The sequence below is a fragment of the Symmachiella dynata genome, from assembly GCF_007747995.1.
GTDB lineage: Bacteria > Planctomycetota > Planctomycetia > Planctomycetales > Planctomycetaceae > Symmachiella > Symmachiella dynata.
In genome coordinates this window covers 4,648,599-4,671,658 of record NZ_CP036276.1, presented here as the reverse complement: position 1 = coordinate 4,671,658, position 23,060 = coordinate 4,648,599, and the positions used below count along the sequence as shown (strand labels likewise).

Annotated in this window: 20 protein-coding genes and 1 tRNA gene; 15 read left to right on the top strand and 6 right to left on the bottom strand. The window is 54.0% G+C overall.

The window, feature by feature from the left end; all coding sequences use genetic code 11:
• Positions 1 to 213: 213 nt before the first annotated feature.
• Complete coding sequence (locus Mal52_RS17710) at positions 214 to 1,065, bottom strand: bestrophin family protein (RefSeq protein ID WP_197533271.1); 852 nt, start codon at positions 1,063 to 1,065, stop codon at positions 214 to 216.
• Between the two features lie 348 nt (positions 1,066 to 1,413).
• On the opposite strand from Mal52_RS17710, the gene Mal52_RS17705 reads away from it, so the two are divergent.
• Both Mal52_RS17705 and Mal52_RS17700 read left to right on the top strand, forming a co-directional pair.
• Positions 1,414 to 2,208: an MIP family channel protein gene (locus tag Mal52_RS17705; protein WP_145377652.1), complete on the top strand. Its 795-nt coding sequence runs from the start codon at positions 1,414 to 1,416 to the stop codon at positions 2,206 to 2,208.
• 529 nt (positions 2,209 to 2,737) lie between these two features.
• Positions 2,738 to 4,105, top strand: coding sequence for a neutral/alkaline non-lysosomal ceramidase N-terminal domain-containing protein (locus Mal52_RS17700; protein ID WP_145377651.1), 1,368 nt, complete (start codon positions 2,738 to 2,740; stop codon positions 4,103 to 4,105).
• Here Mal52_RS17700 and Mal52_RS17695 read toward each other — a convergent pair.
• On the bottom strand, positions 4,074 to 5,834 hold the full coding sequence (locus Mal52_RS17695) for a sensor domain-containing diguanylate cyclase (RefSeq protein ID WP_145377650.1): 1,761 nt from the start codon (positions 5,832 to 5,834) through the stop codon (positions 4,074 to 4,076). The genes Mal52_RS17700 and Mal52_RS17695 overlap by 32 nt on opposite strands.
• Before the next feature lie 520 nt (positions 5,835 to 6,354).
• Between Mal52_RS17695 and Mal52_RS17690 the strand changes: the two genes are divergently transcribed.
• The 3 genes from Mal52_RS17690 (at position 6,355) to Mal52_RS17680 (ending at position 10,839) form a co-directional block, all read left to right on the top strand.
• Entirely contained in the window at positions 6,355 to 7,704 is a 1,350-nt protein-coding gene (locus Mal52_RS17690) for a sulfatase-like hydrolase/transferase (RefSeq protein ID WP_420824957.1), read from the top strand.
• Positions 7,705 to 7,774: 70 nt separating this feature from the next.
• The gene (locus tag Mal52_RS17685) at positions 7,775 to 8,650 is read left to right on the top strand and encodes an alpha/beta hydrolase (protein WP_145380693.1); all 876 of its coding nucleotides are present in this window, start codon (positions 7,775 to 7,777) and stop codon (positions 8,648 to 8,650) included.
• Positions 8,651 to 8,814: 164 nt separating this feature from the next.
• On the top strand, positions 8,815 to 10,839 hold the full coding sequence (locus tag Mal52_RS17680; RefSeq protein ID WP_145377649.1) for a prolyl oligopeptidase family serine peptidase: 2,025 nt from the start codon (positions 8,815 to 8,817) through the stop codon (positions 10,837 to 10,839).
• Between the two features lie 104 nt (positions 10,840 to 10,943).
• On the opposite strand, the gene Mal52_RS17675 is transcribed toward Mal52_RS17680, so the two are convergent.
• Together Mal52_RS17675 and Mal52_RS17670 are read right to left on the bottom strand one after the other, a co-directional pair.
• Complete coding sequence (locus Mal52_RS17675; RefSeq protein ID WP_145377648.1) at positions 10,944 to 11,519, bottom strand: REP-associated tyrosine transposase; 576 nt, start codon at positions 11,517 to 11,519, stop codon at positions 10,944 to 10,946.
• Positions 11,520 to 11,620: 101 nt separating this feature from the next.
• Complete coding sequence (locus Mal52_RS17670; protein ID WP_145377647.1) at positions 11,621 to 12,049, bottom strand: NUDIX hydrolase; 429 nt, start codon at positions 12,047 to 12,049, stop codon at positions 11,621 to 11,623.
• A gap of 370 nt (positions 12,050 to 12,419) precedes the next feature.
• Between Mal52_RS17670 and Mal52_RS17665 the strand changes: the two genes are divergently transcribed.
• From Mal52_RS17665 to Mal52_RS17625, 9 genes are all read left to right on the top strand, one after another.
• Positions 12,420 to 13,649, top strand: a complete 1,230-nt coding sequence (locus tag Mal52_RS17665) for a Gfo/Idh/MocA family protein (protein WP_145377646.1) — start codon at positions 12,420 to 12,422, stop codon at positions 13,647 to 13,649.
• A 170-nt stretch (positions 13,650 to 13,819) separates the two neighbouring features.
• Complete coding sequence (locus Mal52_RS17660; protein WP_145377645.1) at positions 13,820 to 15,193, top strand: neutral/alkaline non-lysosomal ceramidase N-terminal domain-containing protein; 1,374 nt, start codon at positions 13,820 to 13,822, stop codon at positions 15,191 to 15,193.
• Positions 15,194 to 15,520: 327 nt separating this feature from the next.
• Complete coding sequence (locus Mal52_RS17655; RefSeq protein WP_145377644.1) at positions 15,521 to 16,180, top strand: PEP-CTERM sorting domain-containing protein; 660 nt, start codon at positions 15,521 to 15,523, stop codon at positions 16,178 to 16,180.
• Between the two features lie 173 nt (positions 16,181 to 16,353).
• Positions 16,354 to 16,438 (top strand) — tRNA-Ser (locus Mal52_RS17650).
• Between the two features lie 178 nt (positions 16,439 to 16,616).
• The gene (locus tag Mal52_RS17645) at positions 16,617 to 17,624 is read left to right on the top strand and encodes a methyltransferase (protein WP_145377643.1); all 1,008 of its coding nucleotides are present in this window, start codon (positions 16,617 to 16,619) and stop codon (positions 17,622 to 17,624) included.
• Positions 17,625 to 17,749: 125 nt separating this feature from the next.
• Complete coding sequence (locus Mal52_RS17640) at positions 17,750 to 17,947, top strand: hypothetical protein (RefSeq protein ID WP_145377642.1); 198 nt, start codon at positions 17,750 to 17,752, stop codon at positions 17,945 to 17,947.
• An 11-nt stretch (positions 17,948 to 17,958) separates the two neighbouring features.
• Entirely contained in the window at positions 17,959 to 18,339 is a 381-nt protein-coding gene (locus Mal52_RS17635; protein ID WP_145377641.1) for a DoxX family protein, read from the top strand.
• A 221-nt stretch (positions 18,340 to 18,560) separates the two neighbouring features.
• Entirely contained in the window at positions 18,561 to 18,758 is a 198-nt protein-coding gene (locus Mal52_RS17630; RefSeq protein WP_145377640.1) for a cold-shock protein, read from the top strand.
• Positions 18,759 to 18,872: 114 nt separating this feature from the next.
• The gene (locus Mal52_RS17625; protein WP_145377639.1) at positions 18,873 to 19,157 is read left to right on the top strand and encodes a hypothetical protein; all 285 of its coding nucleotides are present in this window, start codon (positions 18,873 to 18,875) and stop codon (positions 19,155 to 19,157) included.
• 45 nt (positions 19,158 to 19,202) lie between these two features.
• On the opposite strand, the gene Mal52_RS17620 is transcribed toward Mal52_RS17625, so the two are convergent.
• Together Mal52_RS17620 and Mal52_RS17615 are read right to left on the bottom strand one after the other, a co-directional pair.
• A complete protein-coding gene (locus tag Mal52_RS17620; protein WP_197534287.1) occupies positions 19,203 to 19,661 on the bottom strand; it encodes a DUF2892 domain-containing protein in 459 nt (152 codons plus the stop codon).
• Positions 19,662 to 20,749: 1,088 nt separating this feature from the next.
• Positions 20,750 to 21,181 carry a hypothetical protein gene (locus Mal52_RS17615; RefSeq protein ID WP_145377638.1) on the bottom strand — a complete coding sequence of 144 codons (432 nt, stop codon included), beginning with the start codon at positions 21,179 to 21,181 and terminating at the stop codon, positions 20,750 to 20,752.
• Positions 21,182 to 21,457: 276 nt separating this feature from the next.
• Between Mal52_RS17615 and Mal52_RS17610 the strand changes: the two genes are divergently transcribed.
• Positions 21,458 to 22,804: an IS1380 family transposase gene (locus Mal52_RS17610; RefSeq protein WP_145377637.1), complete on the top strand. Its 1,347-nt coding sequence runs from the start codon at positions 21,458 to 21,460 to the stop codon at positions 22,802 to 22,804.
• The last annotated feature ends 256 nt before the right edge of the window (positions 22,805 to 23,060 follow it).

Genomic DNA, 23,060 nt, shown 5'->3' with positions numbered 1-23,060 from the left:
ACACTTACATTTTAGTGTCCGCGAGATGCAGCAGAGGGTTTTGAAACGACTTGCAGTGAATCCGGACGAAATTCCCAGTAAAACGTGTTTTGCGGGAGGTTCGCTTACTTAAGACTATACACCGCAACACTCGCTCGGGTAGACGCGCTTTCACATTTTTTACCCGCATAGTCCTTATAATCCTAAAATGACTACGCTGAATTTGGCTGGGAACTAAGAACTTTGCGAATTCAGCGGCATTTGCCTCGCAAATATCTCTCGCACCCCGCCCTCGATTTTATCGCATAGCTGATTCAAATCGAGATCGTCTTCGTCGCGGCCGAACGGTTCTTCGATCGCATGAGCGATGACCGTTACGCCAATCATGAAATAGGCGGCGATCGTCACAATGACCACCGTGGCATCGCCGAACTCCTGTGCCAAACCCCAGGGGAGCGCTATCAGATGCAGAATCACCAGTTGCTGAATGAAGCGTCGATAGGAGTTGGCAATCAGTGTATTGCGGATCCGTTCACAGGCGCCACAGATTTCTAACAGTTGGGTCGCCTCCAGGTCCAAGATCCGCAATTCATCGCCGGTGATCAATTCCATTTGATGCCATTTGCGAAAACGGTCATATAACAACGACACTAAATAAATGGGGACGTGGTCTGGATTGTCAGCCGAGTCTGCAAAGCCGGGCACTTGTTTCAGCTCGCAGCCTTCTCGGAGATGTGCCTTCAGTGCGTAGGGAAAGCCGATGAGGATGGACTCACATTGACGTAAGTCACTCGCCGGAAGTTTGAGAAGGTTCTTCAGTTTGACCGCCTGGTTGCGGCTGGTATTGACCAATTGTCCCCACAAGGTGCGGGCTTCCCACCAACGTTCGTAGGCGCGATTGGTCCAAAAGACCAAAAACAATCCCAAGATCAGTCCGAAGACCTCATGGATTTGCGCCGGTTGGTCCCATCGGTCTCTGAGCGGTGAATGCTCTTTCCAGACTGCCAACCCGCTATAAGCCCCCACCAGCAGGGAGTACAGCCAGACTCGGCCTAGCACCGGCAAGCCCGCTAGCATACGTAACATGAACGTCCCCGGAGACTGAGTAGAACAGTGTGCCATGGTGAGGCAGGCACTTCGCAAACGAATGTCGATTTGTGCCTACACAGCATAGAAACTCCGCTCCGTATTTCAACCACATGATGAGCGGGTGCGCTGTGGTTGGCAGGCGTTTCCTGGAACCACGAACTCATCGGTCCCATCAAATAGCCATCGGTTGTCGCAAGTGTCTTGATGAAAAGGGTGCGAACGATAAAGATGGGGCGAAGCCGGTGCCAAAACACAGACGTTCCCTATTTCAGAAGATCGTGGACTGGCTCACAGCTGTCTTTAAACAACTCCCCGAGACCGAAAATCAACGTAGTGGAGACCCACATGCAACAAGGACTGACGCGTGAGTTGTCGGCAGAATTCATTGGGACGTTCATTTTGATCGTCTTTGGCGTGGGGGTGAACGCGCAGGTGACCTTGGGGGGATCGCAATTCGGCGACTTTTTTTCCATCAACGTCGGCTGGGGACTCGCAGTCGCGATGGGGGTTTATGTGGCGGGTGGGGTTTCCGGAGCACATCTCAACCCGGCGGTGACGCTGGCTTTGGCATGCCATCGGGGATTTGCCTGGAATAAAGTCCTGCCGTATATGGTGGCACAGGTCGCCGGTGCGTTTGTCGCCTCGGCATTGATATTCGCCACGTATCATGAAGCGATCGAGCATTATGACGGCGGCGTGCGGCAAATTCCCGGGCCGACTGCCGAGCATGCGACGGCTGGAATTTGGGCCACCTATCCGCAAGAATATTTGAGCAACTTCCCCGGCGGCTTTGTCGATCAGGTCGTGGGGACGGCGCTTTTATTGTTATTGATCTTTGCGATCTCTGATGAGAAGAACGTCGCGCCGAAAATGAATTTCGCGCCGGTCGTCGTCGGGATGGCCGTGTTTTTGATCGGTATGACCTATGGAATCAATTGCGGATACGCGATCAATCCCGCGCGTGATTTCGGTCCGCGGCTATTTACCGCTGTGGCCGGGTGGGGCAGCGGCGTCTTCTCTGCACACGATTATTTCTTCTGGGTCCCCATCGTCGGACCACTGGTCGGAGGCGTGATCGGCGGTTGGGTCTACGATGCTTTCATTACCAAACACCACTCACCCACTGAGCCGGTCGTGTGATGTATCCCTAATTTGTGGTATTCAGGAAGTTAACCACGAAAAAAACGAAAGACCCAGCGCAGCAGTGCCGCAATCCAACAGGACTGCTATTTTCTTAGCCACAGATTGAACACGGATAAAACACAGATTTCCGAGCGTGACTCACTATCATCCCAAACCGACGGCTTGCCGTCGCATTGTGCGTTCCGTGCCGAACCACGCACCTGTGTAATTCATGATACGAAAAAAGGGGGATTGAGTTGGTGGCTGATTTTAAAGTACGTGTGAATCCGCGAGGAACAACGCAAGCCGCCGCAGAAAACTTGCGTACGGCGCGCAAGCTTTGACTGTTTGTAGTACGAAAACTTGCAGCGAATAATGACAAGCACTTGCGAAGCTGATGTAGAACTCAAAACAATAATCGGATGAAACACGTAGGTCATTATTCGTGTCTTTCGTTTCTTTCGTGGTTCATCTTTTAAAACGCAAACCAATACACCCCGCCGCACCACGATGTTGCTCGTTCGTCTTCCAGAAAGCGAATCTTTTTATGAAATGTTTCCGTCTGTTTTTACCGTTGGCTATGGTTTCTGTCGCGCTCTCGTTCACGTCGGAATTACCGGCTGCTGAGAAGGAGTCGTCTTCTCTGTGGTCTGCCGGTTTCGCGAAGGCGGTGATTACACCCGAGGAACCGCAGTTTCTTTCCGGTTATGGCGGACGAAACAAACCGGTGGAAGGCAAGGTGAGCGACCTATTCGCTCGCGCGATCGCATTGCGATCCCCCGGTGGAAAGACGGTGGTGATGGTTTCAACCGATTTGATCGGGATCCCCGTGAAAATGGCCCAGGTCGTTTGCGACGCAGTGGAAAAGCAGCACGGTTTGACGCGGGCGGACATCATGCTGACCTGTTCGCACACGCATTGCGGACCGGCGCTGGATGACGAACTGAGCTATATGATGAATATCCCGGATGCGGAGTGGGACAAAATTCGCAAATATCAATTGGTCTTGAATGAAAAACTAATCCGCGTGATTTCTGACGCGATCGCCGATTTGCAGCCCTCGGTTTTGGAGACTGGCATTGGCAAAGCAGAATTTGCCGTCAACCGCCGTCCGCCGATTGGCGTCGGTCCCATCGACCACGAAGTCCCGGTGCTGCGAATCACGTCGCCCGATGGAAAGCAGATCCGCGGCATCGTGTTTGGTTATGCCTGCCATTGCACAGTGATGAGTTTCTATCAGTGGTGGGGTGATTATGCTGGTGAAGCCAGCCAGTTTTTAGAAGAGCGACACCCCGGTGCGACTGCACTTTTCTTCGCCGGCTGCGGTGCCGATCAAAATCCGTTGCCGCGACGCAAATTGGAGTTGGGAGTCAAATACGGCCGCATGCTGGCCGCCGGAGTGCAAGAAGTCTTCGAAGGAAAAATGACTCCGGTGGGGCCGGAACTCTCAACCGCGTTTCGTCGCGTCGACCTGGAGTTCCAAAAGGTTCCTACCAGCGAAGAATTACAGGCGGATTTGAAAAGCACAAGCGCCTATACCGTACGCCGCGCAAATCGGTTATTAGATCGTTTGAAGCAAGAAGGGTCGCTGTCGGCCACGTATCCCTATCCCGTGCAAGTGTGGAAATTGGGGACCGAATTGACGTGGGTCGCACTTGGCGGCGAAGTGGTTGTGGATTATTCCCTGCGATTAAAAAACGAACTGGGCCAGGGTAAGACCTGGGTGACCGGTTATGCCAACGACGTGATGTGTTACATCCCCTCGGAACGAGTGCTCGAGGAAGGTGGCTACGAAGGGGCAAGTTCCATGATTCCCTACCAGCAGCCGAGTTCTTGGAAATCGGGATTGGAAGCGCGGATTGTCGACACCGTGCAGGCATTGGTTAAAGAGACTGCGAAGCCCCAGGCTGAGTAACAGGTGCATCGCCGCGGCGCGGATCGGTAGCGCGAGCGATGGCAACGCGGTCTCTGCCCGATTCCTTGGCGTAGTACAGGGCACCGTCGGCGGCCGCGATCAATTGATTGACATCCATTGCATGCTTCGGCAGCGTAGCGACGCCAATGCTCACTGTGGTGGGAATCGTGGCGCCGGCGAAAACAAACGTATGATCGCTGATCGCTGTGCGGATCACTTCAGCCATCCGTGCTGCGCCGGTTTCATTGACTCCCGGCAATAGGACGGCGAACTCCTCGCCCCCATACCGAGCAGCCAAAACGCGGTCATGGGTGCGTAGGCGTTCCAGCGAAACAAGGACTGTTTGTGCTGCCGAACGCAAAACGTGGTCGCCAACCAAGTGGCCGAATTTGTCGTTGATCACCTTAAACCGGTCGATGTCGAGCAACAGAAGTGAACAACATTCATCCGTCTCATTTGCTAAGAGAACTTCTTTTTTGATGGCTTCGTCGAAGCTGGCGCGATTAGCCATGCCGGTCAAACCATCGGTCCGCGCTCGTTGTTCCACCTGAGCATGCTGAAGTGCATTGAGAATCGTGCCGGCTAGGTAGTCAGCCGCCCACATGGCGAGTTCGATGTCAGCGTCGTCAAATCTGTCCGACGAATCACGTGACAAGCAGATCGCGCCCACGGTGGCCCCTTTACGAACCAGCGGAACGGCCAGGGCGTGCGTTAAAAAGCTGCGGATTCCATGTCGCAAGAGATCGGTGCGATTGAAAACTTGCGTCGTCAATGTGGAATGTGCCTGAGTTGCAATGGCATCCTCGGCTTGGCACAGTTGCCGTTCGACATTGGGATTGGCCACAGTGCCGCAACGCACGAATGAATTTCGTGAGACCCCTTCAGCCGTTGTGGAAATATACAACACCGCCCGGCTGGCCGCTGTCTTTCCCTTCAATGCCGTCATGAATTCCTGGATCATATCGACGGGGGATTCAAAACGGGTATCCGTGATTGCGCGGAGTTCTAGGATGTCGTTCGTGCGGGTCAGTTCGTGCCGTTGCGATTCGAGTGCAAGTGCGGCGCGACGCAATTCGCTGATACGTTGGACCAATTGTTTCAGTAGCGCGAAATGCCGTTGATCGGCCGTCTCGGCGTGGAACAAATGCGTGGCGACGACGAGGCCCGATAATGCATCCTCTGATTCGATCCCTACGATGAACAGCCGGTGGATATGACGGCGATCCGCGACCGTCAAACTTCCCGCCAGGTGGCTGCTGCGAAATTCCGGTCCTTCAAGAACGAATGGTTCTCCACCTGCAGCGCGAGCCAGGATATCAGGATCGACGGTCAACGCTTTACGCGCCTCACGCGACAACCCGCGGCTTTGACCGACAGATATATCCTTGCCCGAGATCTCCAACGATACAGCAAACCCACGATCCGTATTCGGGATCAGGTTGTTCAGCAGCACTCGAATGGCGCGATCGACATCGGTCTCACTCACAAATTCCCGCAGCAGCCGGTTTTCCAGGCGAGTGATTCGGTGATCTTTTTGAATGTTGTCTAGTTCCGAGCGGATTTCGTCAAACGCGGATGTCGTTTCATCCTGGTTAGCACGTGTCCGCTGCAGATAGACGACGTATTGCAGGATACAGATCACGCCCAGCGCCGTTACGCCCCAGCCACCAAACGCAGCATGCGCAACGCCGGGAATTGCATCCCAGTTTACAAACGAGATTAACGGCACGACGTGTCCCTCAGGCCGATTGTGAAGTGAGTCAAACTTGATACATCCCTGTGAACAAGGTTCGCGGCCTCATCGCTCAATGGCGAGAGAGCAGCGCGTCTGTGTTCGTCGGCATCCGGTTGTATTTGCGGATCAAAATCCGCTTGGTATTTTTTATTTTCGGGCTTGGGTCCGGCATTCGTCACCGCACCCGCCTCTTAGTAAAAACTTAGCATAAGAATCGGTTCGATGAGGGCGAGTTTGGTCTGTTCTTAGGGCAAATCCGATTGTGAAAAAAAACGCGGGTGACCGGGAACGTCAACTGAGGATAAATTACAACAAGCCAGGGTGGGTATTCCCCAACGGTGATGTTGCGGAATCGCGACATTTTTCCACGGAAAGCAATGTCTAAACGACCCTGCAGCGTGATTGCGTTGCGTTACTACAACACGTTCAACGGCTGTGTTAAGGTAAGGCATCAAATTGGTTGCATGGAAAATTAAGGCGAGGAGAATTCGGAGTGCACAAAAAAAAGACAATTTTGTCGAGACTTACACTCTTTGCGATCGTCGCGATCAGTTGTGTTTGTGTGTGCGATGAGCCACTACAGGCGGCGAATCGCCCGAATATCGTCGTGATCCTGGTCGATGACCTCGGTTACGGCGACCTGTCAAGTTACGGTGCAACAGACATGCAAACGCCCCATGTCGATCAGCTGATGCGGGCCGGCATGCGGATGGATTATTTTTACGCAAATTGCCCCGTCTGTTCGCCGACACGCGCAGCGTTGTTGTCGGGGCGGTATCAAGAACTGGTCGGCGTACCCGGTGTGATTCGCACGCATCCGGAAAATAGCTGGGGATATCTGGCCCCCGATGCCGTTTTGCTTCCGCAAATCCTCAAACCGGCCGGATATCATTCGGCAATCATTGGCAAATGGCATTTGGGACTGGAACCGAAAAACCATCCCGGTGCGCGCGGCTTTGATTTCTTTCACGGTTTTCTGGGCGACATGATGGACGACTATTACCATCACCGCCGTCACGATCAGAACTACATGCGACGAAATACCGAAACGATCGACCCCAGCGGACACGCCACCGATTTGTTCACCGCATGGGCGGTCGATTACATTCGCGACCGCAAGCAACGGGATGCCCCGTTTTTTCTCTATCTCGCATACAACGCGCCGCACACGCCGGTGCAACCGCCCGAAGATTGGTTAAAAAAAGTGCGCGCCCGCGAACCGGGAATCAATAAGCAACGAGCGCAACTCGTGGCGTTGATCGAACATTTGGACGACGGTATCGGCCAAGTGGTTGCCGCGCTCAAAGAAACCGGTGCGCTGGAGAATACGCTGCTCATTTTTACCAGCGACAACGGTGGCTATTTAAAGGTCGGCGCCAGCAACGGCGCTTTGCGGGGCAGCAAACAGGAAATGTACGAAGGGGGCCTGCGCGTCCCCATGTGCGCGGTCTGGCCAGGCAAGATTGCACCAGAGACCCGTTCGGATCATATCGCATTGACTATGGATCTGTTCCCCACAGTTGCCGCAGCCGCTGGTGCGAAGATCGACCATCAAATCGACGGACTGAGCATTCTGCCGGTACTGCGGGGTGAGTCGGTGCCGCAATTTGACCGCGACCTCTTCTTCACCCGTCGCGAAGGGGGCCGAACTTACGGTGGAAAAACAATCGATGCTGTGCGCAGCGGCGACTGGAAATTGTTACAAAATAGTCCCTACGAACCGCTGGAACTCTACAACCTTAAGGACGATCCACTGGAAAAAAATAATCTGATCGACAAGCGTCCGAAGATCAGGCAACGCCTCTCGGCCGCACAACGGCGACAAATCCAGCGCAGCGGCCGCGTACCGTGGCAGCGTCCTTAAACTCTCAAATTCAAGACGAATCCCCAAATCAACCTGTTGTTACATTCAATAATTTGGAAACCGCACCATGATGAAAATCATTCTCCCCCTCGCTGCCGTTTGTCTCATCACAGCCTCCATGGCTACCGCCGCTGAAGAGGAATACAAACTCGGGCCTGACTCGATGGTCCAAGAAGGTGTGCCGCAGGGAACCGTTACCAGAGGGACCTGGACCAGCGACAAGGTATTTCCCGGGACCGTCCGCGACTATTGGGTCTATGTCCCGAAACAATACGACCCGCAAAAGCCGGCCTGCGTGATGGTATTTCAGGACGGCAAGTGGTACGTGAATACGGAACAGCAATTTCGCGTCCCGACCGTGTTCGACAATCTGATTCACAAAGGCGAAATGCCCGTCACGATCGGCATCTTTCTCAATCCCGGCACCTTCCCGGCCGAGAAACCGGACGAAAAACCGGAGTCAAACCGCAGTTTCGAATACGACACGCTCAGCGATCAATACGCGCGGTTTTTGTTGGAAGAAATTCTGCCTGCCGTCGGTAAAGATTACAACTTGACCGATGATCCCAACGGCCGGGCAATCTGCGGCATCAGTTCCGGCGGCATTTGTGCGTGGACAGTCGCCTGGGAACGTCCCGACGCATTCCGCAAAGTGCTCAGCCATGTCGGCAGCTTCACCAATATCCGCGGCGGCCACGACTACCAAGCCCAGATCCGCAAAACCGATCCCAAACCGATTCGTATCTTCTTGCAGGACGGCGAAGGAGATCTCGACAACATCCACGGAAATTGGCCGCTGGCGAATCAACAAATGGCCAAGTCATTGGCTTTCAAAGAGTACGACTACAAATTCGTCTACGGCACCGGAGGTCACAACGGTAAACATGGCGGCGCCATCCTACCGGAGTCGCTGCGCTGGTTGTGGCGTGATTATCCGGTGAAATAATCAAGGTTCATCGCCTAGTACTAGGCGTCGGGTGCCACTGCTGGCTCGTCCAGCAGTGTTTTTATTGGCCGCACTGTTAGCACCGGCGCCGTTTTTCAACAGACGAATCCCTTAAGCAACAAACCCAACGCATTGCCCGCTTGATTCAATAGATGGACACCTTGATGCACCACTTATTCCGTTTGTCAGCTCTGTTCTGTTTAGCCGTACTCTTGGGACGCGTCGCTTTTGCCGACGGGTTGCGCGACAACGACCCGACGACAGTACGCCCCGTGCCACGACCCGGCATTGAGGTCCCCGATGAGGACCGCCAGCAATTGGAGGCGGGACTCTCTGAACTGAATTCGCTAATCGAACAGCTCAAAGGGAAAAAAGATCCGCTTACCGTCGAATTGTTGCCCGATGTCGAAATCTATCACCGCGCCGTGAGCGACGCACTGACCTACAACGAATTCTTCGCCCCCGGCGATATCGCAGCTGCCAAAGAATTGTTGGTCACCGGAACCGAACGGGCGACGCAATTGCTCAAAGGTAATGCCCCCTGGACGACGAAAACCGGACTGGTTGTCCGTGGATATCGCTCGCGAATCGACCACAGCGCACAGCCGTATGGATTGGTGATTCCCGAGAACTACGGATTTCCCGACGGTGAGTCGCGGCGGCTGGACTTGTGGTTTCATGGTCGCGGCGAAACACTCAGCGAAGTCAATTTCATCAATCAACGCTCGAAACGCGTCGGCAATATCTCACCCGCCGATACGATTGTTTTGCATCCTTACGGCCGGTATAGCAATGCGTTCAAATTCGCCGGCGAAATCGATGTCCTGGAAGCACTGGACCATGCCCGACAGCATTATCGGGTCGACGACGATCGAATCGCCGCTCGAGGTTTCTCGATGGGAGGCGCCGCTGCATGGCAATTTGCGGTGCACTACCCCGACCGCTGGTTCGCCGCCAATCCCGGAGCGGGGTTTTCGGAAACGCCGGAGTTTTTGAAGTTCTTTCAGAAAGAAACACTCAATCCGACCAACTACGAACGCCTGTTGTGGCACTATTACGACTGCACGGACAATGCCGTGAATTTGTATCAATGTCCGACAATCGCTTACAGCGGGGAATTGGATATCCAAAAACAAGCCGCCGATATCATGGAGACCGCCCTGAAAGCCGAGAACATTGACCTCGTGCACATCATCGGTCCGCAGACGAAACACCGCATTCATCCCGATTCGTTGCGAGAAATCGAAACCCGCCTCGCAGCACTCGCTGCCCGCGGTCGCGAGCGGATGCCGCGCGAAATCCATTTCGTGACCTACACACTCAAGTTCAACAAAATGAATTGGGTCACGATCGACGGATTGGGAGAACATTGGCAGCAGGCCCGTGTCGATGCAAAAATCTTGGGCGACAAGGCGCTGCAGGTCAAAACAAAAAATGTCACCGACATCAGTTTCCACATGCCGTCAGGTTGGTGCCCGTTCGATATCCGTCGGCCGGTTGAAATCGATATCGACGGGCAACTAGTCGAAGCCCCATCGCCCGGTTCCGATCGTTCCTGGGACTGTTCGCTGTATCAAGAGGACGGAGCCTGGAAACTCGGCACACGCGTTACTCAAGGGCTGCACAAAAAACATGATCTGCAAGGGCCGATCGATGATGCCTTTTTGGATTCATTCATTTTCGTAACTCCCACCGGCCAAGGCAGCCACCCGGATGTTCACAAGTGGGTCCAACAGGAATTCGAGCACGCTGTCAAACATTGGCGTCTGCAATTTCGCGGACATGCCCGCGTGAAAAAGGATGCAGCGATCAGCGACGACGATATCGCCAGTGCGAATCTTATTCTGTGGGGCGACCCCAAGAGCAATGCCGTACTCGCGAAAATCGCTGACAAGCTGCCGATCCGCTGGGATGAAAATTCAGTGACCGTCGGCGACCAAACCTATCCCGCAGGATCGCACGTGCCGGTATTGATTTTTCCCAATCCGCTCCATCCCGAGAAGTACATCGTGCTCAACAGCGGCTTCACATACCGCGAATACGACTACCTCAACAACGCCCGGCAAGTCCCCAAACTCCCCGACTGGGCCATCATCGACATCCGCACCCCAGCGAACAGCCAATACCCGGGGAAGGTGGTCGAGGCGGATTTCTTTGACGAATCGTGGCAGTTGAAGCCGGGGAAGTGATTGTCCGAATCCGTTGTAGCGCGCGGCAGGCGGGAGCCTGCCCTACAAATTGAGTGCAATTGTGCAGACCTTTTGGTGTAGGGCAGGCTCCCGCCTGCCGCGATTCAAATTGGTTCTCCACACGCGCCTTCAATCTCACCAAAGTCCATCGTGACAGGGTTTGTGCATGAGCATCCCCAGTGTTTGGGATAAACATCCTTTTCGACCCAGCGATGAAAGCTCGAAGCTGCCCAGTCATGTGGGCACCGTACGAGACCGTGCTTAACAGGGTTGTAGTGGATGTAATCGAAGCGTGCATCAAAATCGTCGCTGTCTAGAATGGTATGTTCCCAAAATCGCCTTTGCCATACACCTCGCCTGCGCTCACGCTGTTGGCTGGGAGAGACCGTTAGGTTCACGGCACCTGTGTCGATCCAGCGTTTCGTAAATTCTTTTTTGATGCGACTCCAACGAGCGGAATAATTTGAGTCGTTTCTGGGCATCGTCCAAATCGCGTGGATGTGGTCGGGTAAAACGACGATGGCATTAATCTCGAAAGCCCAGTCACGGCGGCATTCGCGGACTACTTCGCCGAGGATTTCGCGGGACTCCTCATCAGAAAAAATTGGTTTCCGGTTGTAGGTGACTACTGTGAAGAAGAATGTTCCACCAGGAGCATAGGCACGTCGATAGTTTGGCATGTCGACGTTGTCCCTTTTTTAGGGCAGGGCGATTGTCGGGGGGACGTCCTCGCGTAGCGCGCGGCAGGCGGGAGCCTGCCCTACAGGTTTTTGCATATCTCTCAATCATCCAGCGCCGAAATGCGTTCGACGGCATCACCCAGCAAGGCGCGCAATTCGGTGCGGTCGATGAGGTTGCGGGCTTTGGATTCGCTGACCCAGCAGCGGCGGCGGATGTGTTGTTCGTCCCATTCGTCATCCACGCTGCTGACTTGCATGAGCACGACCGTCACATTCAGCTCCAGGCCCCACTTGCTGTACTCATAGCTGCCGACCGGATCACCGATGATCTCGCCATGCAAGCCCGCCTCTTCGTGGGATTCCTTCAGCGCCGTTTCCAGATAGGTCTCGCCGGGGTCGATCATCCCTTTGGGGAAGCCCCATTTCTTTTTGCGAGCCGAGGTGATCAGGCAAAACTCAAGCTTGCCTTTCCGCTTACGAAAAGGAATAGCGCCGGCTTGTTCGACCAACTGTTGAGATTGTGACGCCATCGTTTGTGCTCCCTGCAAATTCAGTCGGTCATCCTGATTCGTAACTGCGAACCTTGGCCGTCTGCTGAGTGTTCGCTCCGTCGATTCGAATTGTAAGTTTCGTAGCACACTTTGTGCAAACCGAATTTTATGTTTTTGTGATCGCGACTACGTTGTTGTGCATCATGACGGTTGGCTACAAACGAATCTATTGTCGAAATACGAATCACTTCCTCATCGTCGCTCGTCATGCGCCGATTGCATTTGGTCGTCGACCAAGATAGTTTGGAATTGGCAATTGTTGCCGAGAATGATCCGAGCAGGGCCGTCTTGGAAACGCGTTCGCTTTTTTCCACGCTAACAGTTTGATCAACACATTAAAGGAACAGCCATGGCCGACCAGCAGCCGCGACGACAGTTCATGCAGAACGTGGGTGCCGCTTCAGCCGGAGTGATGGCGGCCGGTTATACCGCGACCGCTCGCGGCTATGCTGCCAACGAAACCATTCACGTGGGAGCCATCGGCACCGGCGGACGTTGCCGACAATTGCTAGGGACGCTGGGCGAAATACCCGGCGTGAAGATCGTCGCTGTCTGCGACATCTGGGATGACAACCTACAAAAGGGCCGCGCTCTGGCCGACCCCAAGGCAGCGACGACCAAGGATTACCACGAACTACTGGCCCGTAAAGACATCGATGCGGTCGTCATCGGTACTCCCGACCATTGGCACGTGCCGATTACGATTGATGCCTGCAAGGCGGGCAAAGACGTCTATGTCGAAAAACCGCTCACGCACGATCTCTCCGAAGGCCCGCCGGTGATTGCGGCGCAAAACGAATACAAACGGATCGTGCAAGTCGGTATGCAACAACGGAGCATGCCACACCTGATCGAAGCCAACAAGATCATCCGCTCCGGCGAACTGGGTGAAATCCGCAAGGTACACCTCACCTGGAATCGCAATTCGCCGCGAGCACAGAAAAAGAACTACGGCATCGATCCTAACTCAGTCGACTGGAAACGATTCTTGGGAAATGCGCCGCAGCAACCCTATGACGAATACCGCTTTCGGCATTGGCGCTGGTTTTGGGATTTCGGTGGCGGCATCTTTACCGATCTAATGGTGCACTACGTCGATGTCGCCCACTGGTTCTTAGGTTTGGATCATCCGCAAATGGCAACCAGCATCGGCGATCATTTCATGGCCAAAGACGTCTGGCAAACACCCGATACGGTGCAAACGTTGATGCGGTATCCCGGGCAAGACCTGCAGGTCTACTTCGAAGGGACGTTCGTCAACGCCCGCAATGCCGCCATGATGGAGTACATGGGAACCAATGCGACGCTGTATTGCGATCGCGGCCGTTATGAAATCCATCCGGAGCACAATCGCAAAATTAAATACCGCGAACTAGTACTCGGCAGCGGATCGCGGGGCAAGGACTTTTACGAAACCCCCAACGGCCGGTTGCTGCACCTGACCAACTGGCTGGAATGCATCCGCACCCGCAAGACCCCCAACGCCCCCGCCGAAGCCGGCGTCTCCGCAGCCAGCGCTGCACACATGGCCAACTTGGCGCTACGCGGCGGCAAGGTGCAGCATTGGGCGGAGACGTGACGGACGCAAGTTGTCGCCTCTGCTGTAACCCACACGTTGACTCCCCATACCACAGGCACTGTGCACTCTGCTCGACTTGACGCGGAGTGGCATTGCACGTTTAGATCGTGGTTGTGTTACTTCATTGGTACCGTGAACTCTGCAGATCCCCAGTTACCGAGGGAACAAGCATGTCTCATAGATTATTTATCAGCACGCTGCTACTCATTCTCTCGTGTCTCTGTTTTGTCGACACCGCTCGCGCGGAGTTGCTGGCTGGGGCAGCCAAGGAGAGTATCGTTCCCCCGTTTCCCACCAAGATGGGCGGGTTCTTTGACCGGTTGGAACCGTTTACAGGGGTGCATGACGAAATCTATGCCCGCGCGCTTGTGCTGGATAACGGCCAGACGCAAGTTCTGATTCTCGGTTCGGATCTGATCAACGTCAGTGCCGACATCACCGCTCGCGTGCGTGAAAATATCTCGCGTGAAACCGGCATTCCGCCGCAGAACATTTTGGTCTCCAGCACGCACAATCATTCTTCTCCCTCGGTGAACAGGCCGGGACAAATTGACGATCCCAATGAGAAATCGGCCGCGTTTTTTGTGGAGCGGTTTACCAAAGTGGGGCTGGATGCGTTTAAGAACCGTGTGCCCGCGCGGGCAGGATTTCATGCAGGGGAACTCAAAGGAGCGACGCGCAACCGCCAGCAGCGCAACGATCTGGTTGACACACAAGTCGGCGTGCTCCGCGTCGAAGAACGCGAGGGCCGTAAGACAATCGCCACGTTGTTTAACTTCACCGGCCACCCGGTGATCATCGGCTCGAATAATCTGTTGCTGTCGGGCGAATATCCCGGAGCTGCTGAGCGGGCGGTGGAGAATATGCTCGGCGGTGTAGCGATCTTTACCCAAGGTGCGGCCGGAGACGTGACGGTGCACCGTAGCGGCGATCCATTTATGGAGATCGAACGCCTAGGGCGGACCGTTGCGGGTGAAGTGATTAAAGCCTCCGGGTTTATTCGTGGTGAGGAAGAAATCGAACTGGCCGGAGCGACGACCACGTTGAATCTAGCCGCACGGAAGATCCCTTCACTGGAGGAAACGCAGGCCGCAATCCAGTCAGCCGAAGCAGAGTTGAAAGCAGTCGAGGACACCGCTGCAAACAAGGAACTGCGCGAAGCGATCCGCAACCGGTTGCGGCTCTACAGCATGAATGAACGTTTCGCCAAAGGCTTAGCCGACGGCAGGCTCAAAATGCCCGAGCAGTATCAGGCCGAGGTGCAGGTATTACAAATCGGCGATTTGGTGATCGTCTCGATCCCCGGAGAAATTTTTGTGGAATACGCTCTGGAACTCAGGCAGCGGATCAAGCAGTTGTTGGACAAATCGATGGTACTCGCCGGGTATTCCAACGGCTATCTAGGCTATATCGTCACGCCCCGCGCCGCGGTCACTGGAGGCTACGAAGCCTCAATCTCCCGCGTCCGCCCCAACGCAGGCCGTCAAATGACCGAAGCGGCGATGGAATTGGTTGGCGGGTTGAAGCAATCCAAAACGCCCTGACTTGGATGCCCCGCATGAGGGCAGGCAGCGTGCAGCAAATTGCTCAAACCGATTAAGCCGTCGGCGCCCGCGCGTCGGCGGTTTTTTTGTACGCTTCATTCCGTCTGTAGGCTGATTTGCGTTCCGCTGAGTGACTCTCCGGGAACTAGCACTGTAGCGAGCGCCTGCCGATTCGCGGGTGGTTATGTGCTACTGTAGTGGTTTGGGCGAATTCGAAGATAACGGTTTTTTCTGCTTGAATTCCAGGGTGTACCGAGGCACAATAATGGATTGAAATGCAGGTGCATTAATTTCATAGCTCGTCATTTAGCTCAGGGATTCTTCACAATGAAACACCTTCTTCTTGCTAGTTTTGTCAGTTTGAGTTTGGCTTCTTCCGCCCAAGCGGGGATGATCGTCGATCAAGAGTATCTAATCGAATTTGGTTGGGGGCATAGTACGAGCAGAGCGACCAATTTACCATTGGGACAGGAGTTCACACCGACGTTGAACGAATTAGATTTTGTCGATCTTTATATTGGGGATGCGGACACTGCGGTTGGCCCCGGCGTAAGCTTTTTTGTAAATATCCGTTCTGGGTCGATCACCGGAACAATCCTTGGCACAAGTAGTACCGTTGTTGTCGCTGACGGCACTAATACTGGAGTCAATTCGCTTCTGGACTTCGTTGTAACACGTTTCACGTTTACCGATGTGGTTTCCTTAACTCAAGGGACAACGCATGTGATCGAAGTCGTGCAATTGCCACCATTTGGCACTTACACCATGAATTATTTCGCGTATGGTGGTCGACCCGGTTCGAGCACATATGCCGGGGGCGATGTGATCGCAGGAGGTGTTCCACTAATCGATAATGATTTAGCGTTTCGGGAGGGACTGCTAAACGCACCAGCCGTCCCCGAACCCAGCACCTTTGCCCTGCTCGGCATTGGCGGCTTGGCCTTGGTCGGTTACGGCTGGCGACGCAAACGACAACAGGCTGCTTGAAACCAATTGCGAGAAAACTTCCAACCGTCGGCGCCCGTGCGTCGGCGGTTTTTTTGTGCGCCTGTAGCCCACCGCAACGCGTGCCCGTCCGCTACGAACCAACGGTTCGTTCCCATTTGACTTTTCCTCGCCGGCGCCACAAGCTATAACTCTCTCAGACGCTCCTCACGACCGGAGAGATGCCGGAGTGGTCGAACGGACTGGTCTTGAAAACCAGCGTACCGCAAGGTACCGGGGGTTCGAATCCCCCTCTCTCCGCTTTTTAGGCTATAGGCCGCAGACCCTAGGCTGTCGGAGGCCGTGGCGAATCTGATTTCCTAAAGCCTACGGACTACAGCCTCAAGTCTCAGTTCATCGAGGCTTGAGGCTGATTGCGTTGATTCCGGCAGAATATCGCGGCCCCTGCCTGGCCCCACCCGCTCAAGAAAGAAACGACATGGACAACGCAGTACCTCACCAACAATTGGATCAGATGATCACCGGGTATTGGGTCTCGCAGGCGATCTATGCGGCGGCCAAGTTCGATATTGCCGAGCATCTCAGCGATGGGCCGAGGTCGATCGACGATTTAGCCGCCGCCACGTCGACCAACCCCGACGCGCTGTACCGGTTATTGCGAGCGTTGGCCAGCATCGGGATTTTTGCCGAAGGCCAGTCGCGGCAGTTCTCCTTAACCCCCTTGGCCGAACCGCTCCGCAGCGGCGTACCGGGATCGAAACGGGCGCTGGCGTTGATGGCGGGCGATGAACAATTTCGCGCCTGGGCTGAAATCGAGTACAGCATTCGCACGGGAAATATGGCCTTTGAAAAAGTCTATGGTAAACCGATCTTCGAATACTTGGGCGAACATCCGGAGAAAGCCCAGATTTTCGATGCTGCCATGACCGGCATCCATGGCCGGGAATCAGATGCGATCACCGCGGCGTACGACTTTTCAGAGTTCAAGGTGTTGGCCGATCTCGGCGGAGGAAACGGGACGTTGATTTCGAGTGTGCTGCAGGAGCATCCGTCAATGCGCGGGATGTTGTTCGATCTGCCGCACGTGGTGGAGCGGGCGTATGCGAACGTTGAGGCGCTGGGAGTCAAGGATCGCTGTGAGTTGATCGGCGGTAACTTTTTCGAATCGGTTCCCGAAGGTGCGGATGCCTATATGATGCGGCACATCATCCACGATTGGGACGATGAAAAATCGCTGAGCATTCTCCACAATTGTCATCAAGCTTTGGCAACCGGCGCCAAGCTACTCGTGGTGGAAAGCGTCATCCCCGAGGGGAATGAACCGTTTGGCGGCAAATTTCTTGACTTGGTGATGTTACTAATTCCCGGCGGCAAGGAACGGACCGAACAGGAGTATCGCGAACTATTCAGTCAAGCCGGTTTCGAACTGACGCGCGTTGTTCCCACGTCGACAGAGGTCAGCGTGATCGAAGCGGTTGCCCTGTAGGACAAATGGTTTAAAAAACTGACTGACGCATCCCACCGACGCTGATCAGCAAGTTTCTTGAACAAGCGCAACCGGGTTTTGAAACGGGTTCTGGATATCCTGCAGGATAAGGAGAGATCAACAACGTGTCAGAACCCGGTCTACCGCCGACGCTGTGTCGTACCTGCCATCATCGACGGGACATCGTCTCGGGGACGGGATCACGATTCGTGTTGTGCGAATTGTCGCTGACCGATTCGCGATTTGCGAAGTATCCACCGCAACCATTGTTCCGCTGCGCTGGGTATCAGGCAGCCGCCACGCAGGTCGAAGAGAACGAATGACGGAGAACGGCATGCGGAAGTTCAAAACGGTATCGAAGTTCGTGTTGGCCATTTTTATGATCGTTGCTGGGGTGTTGCATTTTGTGAAGCCCGACTTTTACATGAAGATCATGCCGCCGTATTTGCCGCTGCACTTGGAGCTGGTTTATCTGAGCGGCGTCTGTGAAGTTGTGCTCGGCGCGTTGTTATTGGTTCCCCGCTATTCGCGTTTTGCGGCTTGGGGAATCATCGCTTTATTAGTCGCGGTCTTTCCCGCCAACATCTACGTCTATCAAAATCCAGACGTACTGCCGGCGCCGCCCATCTTGCATTTGCTGCGTTTACCGCTCCAAGGCGTGTTCATCCTATGGGCTTATTGGCACACAAAGCGGACCGTTAGCAACGCAAGCTAATGATCGAGCAACAGTGCGATGACTGCTTGAAAATCACAACTTTGCAGGAATTGCGTGGTTTTGCGCAGTATTCATGCAATTCCTGCCTATTCACTGGTAGTTTCTTCAACACCGCCTTGTTTTCTCAATGGCGCTCGGTATGATCGTGCCTTGCGGCTGAGCAGCCTGAACCTGTTGTGTCGGGCAAGGCCGTAAAGGATCTTTTAAGAATTGGATTGAAGATGGCAGAAGGTACGATCAAGAAGCTGACGGACAAAGGCTTCGGTTTCATCGACACGGGCAATGGTGAAGACATGTTCTTCCACAACTCCAACCTCGAAGGCGTGAGCTACGAGCAGTTGAGCGAAGGACAACGCGTGTCTTACACTGAAGGACGCGGACCGAAGGGCCCCCGGGCTGAGAACGTCAAATTGGCATAAATATTTGCTCAATCTGAAAAAGAAAGCCGGCGAAATTCGTCGGCTTTTTTCGTGCGCCGAGAGAACGTGCATTTCCACGTTCGCATCGAGCGTTTCGCTACGGAAAAATCACTGATGCTTTCGTCACGTACCACGAACTTGCCGAACGGTTGGCGGTTTATCCAATCCTTGATGAAGAGGAAGCTGCTCTACACTCGTGAGGAACTGCTGGATTGGCGTCCGTTGGTGAAAACTCAACTTCGAACATTGGGATGCAAGCAGCAGGCCACAAAACGGTTGGACACCAAAGCCCATGACGCTCGTTGTCTGTGGGATGCGATTGCCAAACATCCCGATGATCTGAATGAGCAACTGGCGTTCTGGTGTCAGAAAGCTCGGAAGAGCAGAGCAAACTATTAGCGGACACTCGCACGGTATCGGGAGAAGACCAGGGAGTGAGGCCAACTACCGCCGCATAGCCTGGACAACCTGCTCAGCGTTTGTCTCGGCTGTTCCTTCAGCCGTCAATTTATCGAAATCGCCTCGAATTGCCTTCAAAGCATATCGCTCGTAGTCGATCTCAGAGGCCGTTCTAATTCCCAAACGGCGAAAGACTGGCAGCGGAGGACACCAACCCTGGACTGCATGTTGCAGCAGAAAGGCAGCGATGACACCAGGGAAGAGAAACCATTTGCGATTGACGGTAGCTCCTAGGGTGAATCCCACCAGTGATAAAGTAGCCGCATTCGCCTCAAGGGTCCGCTCAATGTCCCATTCCTGATCGAGTTCAGACAGTCGCTGATCAATGGCTTGCCGACCAGCAGCGGACAATCGAGCCACTCTTTCCTCTGTGTCGCAACGAATTTGTTCATTGATATCCTCGGCTGTATGCTGAGGAACACGATTAACAGTTGATGGAATCATCAGAAACTCCTTCCATTGAAAAGATTACCCCAATAGGCTTCAAACACATAATCATGAACGCAAATTGCGTACCGTTCCTCTGGTGGCGGATTAAAGCAAATCTCACGGCAAAGGCTGGTTGTCTTCCGACCAATCTGTTCGGTGGAGATACAGTCCGATGTTCCGAATGAATCTTGCAAAGAGAGACAATCGCCACCGTGCTTTCTAATAAAGCCTACTAAGCGACTGGGAAGGCAGCTTGATTAAATCCCAGATAAGGTGATTGCTAAACATCATCGAACGAGCGATGATTTGCTGAGGACCGATGCGCTGGAGCTTTCTGATGGCGTCATCCCGGAGCGACGGAAAAAACTGGTCAATAGTTGGCTTTGCGGTCAATCGCTGAAAACGAAAAGGAACACATCCTTTCGGTTCTGGACCACACGCCCCGAGTCGTCGCCGAATTACCTCTCATCGGTAAAGTGCAGACCGTGGTCTTTCACCCCGCTAATGCGTGATTCCCTTTGTTAACGCGACACCCGCCACAGTTGCGTCGGCTTCGTCACCGCCACCCAATCTGAAAGTTGATGTCTCAAAGTCCTTGGGGGAAAGCTGCTGAGTTGGCTCTTCGCCTGGACGGCGCGAAATTTCCTTGCGCGCCCCAGCCTTATGGTTGCAACACCTTCGTCACAGGCAAAACTGCCTTTGAAACCCCTGGAAAATACGTATATCCATAGAAAAAGCCGACTTGCGATTTCTCACAAGCCGGCTGCAATGGAGGCGGCGGGAATTGAACCCGCGTGCAGTTTTAATACAAGTGCCGAGTCTACTTCACTTTGCGACACCTGCAAGAACTACCACGCTGCAAATGCGCTGCATTTGACGCACTCTGATTGTCACTTTCTGACGGCCCGTGACTCTGATTTGCAAAGTGTCGTGCTGGCTTGGGAGACGATTCCTCCGCAAACTCGAAAGGCGATAATGTTCCTGATTCAGGCAGAATGAATTGGTGTGATACTGTTTCCCATGCTTGCTGTTTGGCTGCGGTGTGCCCCCCACGAGACCGCGATCGAGTTCCACAACTGCGTATTTCTTCAGGTCCAGGGACATCATTCCCGCATGATTAATTCGTCGAAGTTCGTGAGTACCTGGACAAACGTTGTCCAGGCTGCGAGTTCGATTTTGTCATCGTCGGGAATGTCTTTCTGGTCGGAGCCTAACAGTGCGGCCGCGGCCTGTTTGTTGGAGGCGTACACGTCTCGCTGTTGGCAAATCAGCAACGCCAGATGCTGTACCTCCAATGAACTCGGTTCGCGTTCCATACAAAGCAGAATGCCATAGCTCATGGTTTTGAGATTGATGTGAACATTGTCTACTTGCTCTTGAACGAGTTGCTGGGCAAATCGATCGACGAACGAGTCCAGCGGTCCGAAAGTGGAGGTAATGGCAATAGTCGACGGGGCGGCAAAAAGGTTCCGTTTTTGACGTGGGGAGAGTTTGATGTTGCAGCTTTTTTCTATGACTAATTTCGATCGACTCATCGATCACAATGACGCACTACCATGTGCTGGCAAGCGTCGAGGGACTGATGTCGACGCAACCTGAGTCCTTGCCCGACGCTTACAAATAATCAGCAAAAAGTCAGATTGAAATTTTCAACAAATCAAATCTCCCGGCAAACCGCGTTCTGCACCCTGAAACACGCTCTGGGCCCGGATTTCCCAGATAGAAACTATTTTATAGTGTTCTTAGCGTCCGTTTGAGGCTACAAAAACAGTGATATGCGGCACATTTGGCACTCAGTGACGGAGAGTGTGATGGGTGAAGGCAAACAGGAGGCCTTGCGGGTTGATTTCGATGGTCGAATTTGCTTGGAATTTCATGGAGCCAATGTGACGAGCGATGCCGGTTTGTTTGTCTACCGCGAGCTTGATGAAGCCTTGAAATTGACGTCAGAAATGGAAAAGCTCCAATTTGTTGATCCCCGCACCGGATTAAATCGGCAACACACAGTGACGGCGATGTTGCGGCAATCGATCTACAGCCGATTGGCCGGCTATGAAGATACCAATGACGCCGAGCGTCTTTGTGTCGATCCCACCATGCGATATGTTGTTGGTGGAAGGGCCGCCACAAAAGCGGCGGCGTCCACCAGTCAGGTCGGTCGCTTCGAGACACAAGTCCTGACGGAACCGGACAATCCCTCACAGTTGATCGACTTGTCGGGGCGCTGGATCGATCAAGTGCGTCGTCACAAGCGGATGTCGGAAGTCATCCTCGACATAGACAGTTCCGTCAGTCCCACACATGGCCAGCAGGAAGGGACGGCCTACAACGGCCACTTTGAATGCCGGTGCTATCACCCGTTGTTCTGCTTCAACCAGTTCGGGGACCTGGAGCGGGCCTTATTACGGGAAGGTCACGTCCACAGCGCCGCTGATTGGCGGAACGTGTTGGGACCGGTTGTGAAACGTTACCGGAAAATCAGGAAACGGTTCTTCCGGGGAGATGCTGCCTTCGCCAAACCGGAACTCTACGAGTTTCTGGAGGCGGAGGACTACCGCTACGCGATTCGTCTTCCGGCGAACGACGTGCTCTACGAAGAAATCTACTATCAGCTGAAGCGACCCGTCGGTCGCCCACCCAAGAAACCGATTGTCTACTTCACCGACTTCACCTATCAGGCGAGTACCTGGGCTCAACCTCGCCGGGTGGTGGCCAAGGTTGAGTGGCATCGAGGTGAACTGTACCCCCGCGTCGGTTTCATTGTGACGAATCTCTCGTGGTGGGACTGGGACGTGGTGGAATTCTACAACCAGCGCGGGACGGCCGAGCAGTGGATCAAGGAAGGCAAGTACGCTCTGAAATGGACGCGGCTGTCCTGCTGCCGTTTTGTAGCCAATCAAGTGCGACTGCAGTTGTTCGCGCTGGCCTATAATCTGGGTAATTTTCTTCGGCGGTTGGCACTGCCACCGGAGGTGAGTCATTGGTCGCTAACGACATTGCGGGAGAAGCTGGTCAAGATTGGGGCCAAGATCGTCCGTCACGCCCGGTATGTGACGTTTCAGATGGCCGAAGTGGCGATTCCACGTAGATTGTTCCGGGACATCCTGCGGCGGATTAACCGGTTGAAGATGAAACGACCACTTCCCGTACCAGGATGATGGTCTGCTCTGTTGAATAACTCGGAAAATCATGAACAAACGCGTGGAGTGTCCGCGAGGTGAGCACAAAATGGGCATTTACACCGCTGGAAATCGAGTCACAACTGTCGTGAAAGAAGAAAGTTGTGGCGGGAGAGAGACAGCCAGTGTATCATCGGCTTAATCGTCCACCGATGTGGGCGAGATAGATTCCATCTGGGGAATGTCGGTTCATATCAACAAATAATTGGAAACATCTATTATATTCTTGACTATG

What these genes read in the sequence shown, in the direction of transcription:
- Mal52_RS17710 (WP_197533271.1), bottom strand. Translation starts at nt 1,065, where the DNA reads ATGTTACGTATGCTAGCGGGCTTGCCGGTGCTAGGCCGAGTCTGGCTG.
- Mal52_RS17705 (WP_145377652.1), top strand. Translation starts at nt 1,414, where the DNA reads ATGCAACAAGGACTGACGCGTGAGTTGTCGGCAGAATTCATTGGGACG.
- Mal52_RS17700 (WP_145377651.1), top strand. Translation starts at nt 2,738, where the DNA reads ATGAAATGTTTCCGTCTGTTTTTACCGTTGGCTATGGTTTCTGTCGCG.
- Mal52_RS17685 (WP_145380693.1), top strand. Translation starts at nt 7,775, where the DNA reads ATGAAAATCATTCTCCCCCTCGCTGCCGTTTGTCTCATCACAGCCTCC.
- Mal52_RS17680 (WP_145377649.1), top strand. Translation starts at nt 8,815, where the DNA reads ATGCACCACTTATTCCGTTTGTCAGCTCTGTTCTGTTTAGCCGTACTC.
- Mal52_RS17675 (WP_145377648.1), bottom strand. Translation starts at nt 11,519, where the DNA reads ATGCCAAACTATCGACGTGCCTATGCTCCTGGTGGAACATTCTTCTTC.
- Mal52_RS17670 (WP_145377647.1), bottom strand. Translation starts at nt 12,049, where the DNA reads ATGGCGTCACAATCTCAACAGTTGGTCGAACAAGCCGGCGCTATTCCT.
- Mal52_RS17665 (WP_145377646.1), top strand. Translation starts at nt 12,420, where the DNA reads ATGGCCGACCAGCAGCCGCGACGACAGTTCATGCAGAACGTGGGTGCC.
- Mal52_RS17660 (WP_145377645.1), top strand. Translation starts at nt 13,820, where the DNA reads ATGTCTCATAGATTATTTATCAGCACGCTGCTACTCATTCTCTCGTGT.
- Mal52_RS17655 (WP_145377644.1), top strand. Translation starts at nt 15,521, where the DNA reads ATGAAACACCTTCTTCTTGCTAGTTTTGTCAGTTTGAGTTTGGCTTCT.
- Mal52_RS17645 (WP_145377643.1), top strand. Translation starts at nt 16,617, where the DNA reads ATGGACAACGCAGTACCTCACCAACAATTGGATCAGATGATCACCGGG.
- Mal52_RS17635 (WP_145377641.1), top strand. Translation starts at nt 17,959, where the DNA reads ATGCGGAAGTTCAAAACGGTATCGAAGTTCGTGTTGGCCATTTTTATG.
- Mal52_RS17630 (WP_145377640.1), top strand. Translation starts at nt 18,561, where the DNA reads ATGGCAGAAGGTACGATCAAGAAGCTGACGGACAAAGGCTTCGGTTTC.
- Mal52_RS17625 (WP_145377639.1), top strand. Translation starts at nt 18,873, where the DNA reads ATGCTTTCGTCACGTACCACGAACTTGCCGAACGGTTGGCGGTTTATC.
- Mal52_RS17620 (WP_197534287.1), bottom strand. Translation starts at nt 19,661, where the DNA reads ATGATTCCATCAACTGTTAATCGTGTTCCTCAGCATACAGCCGAGGAT.
- Mal52_RS17615 (WP_145377638.1), bottom strand. Translation starts at nt 21,181, where the DNA reads ATGAGTCGATCGAAATTAGTCATAGAAAAAAGCTGCAACATCAAACTC.
- Mal52_RS17610 (WP_145377637.1), top strand. Translation starts at nt 21,458, where the DNA reads ATGGGTGAAGGCAAACAGGAGGCCTTGCGGGTTGATTTCGATGGTCGA.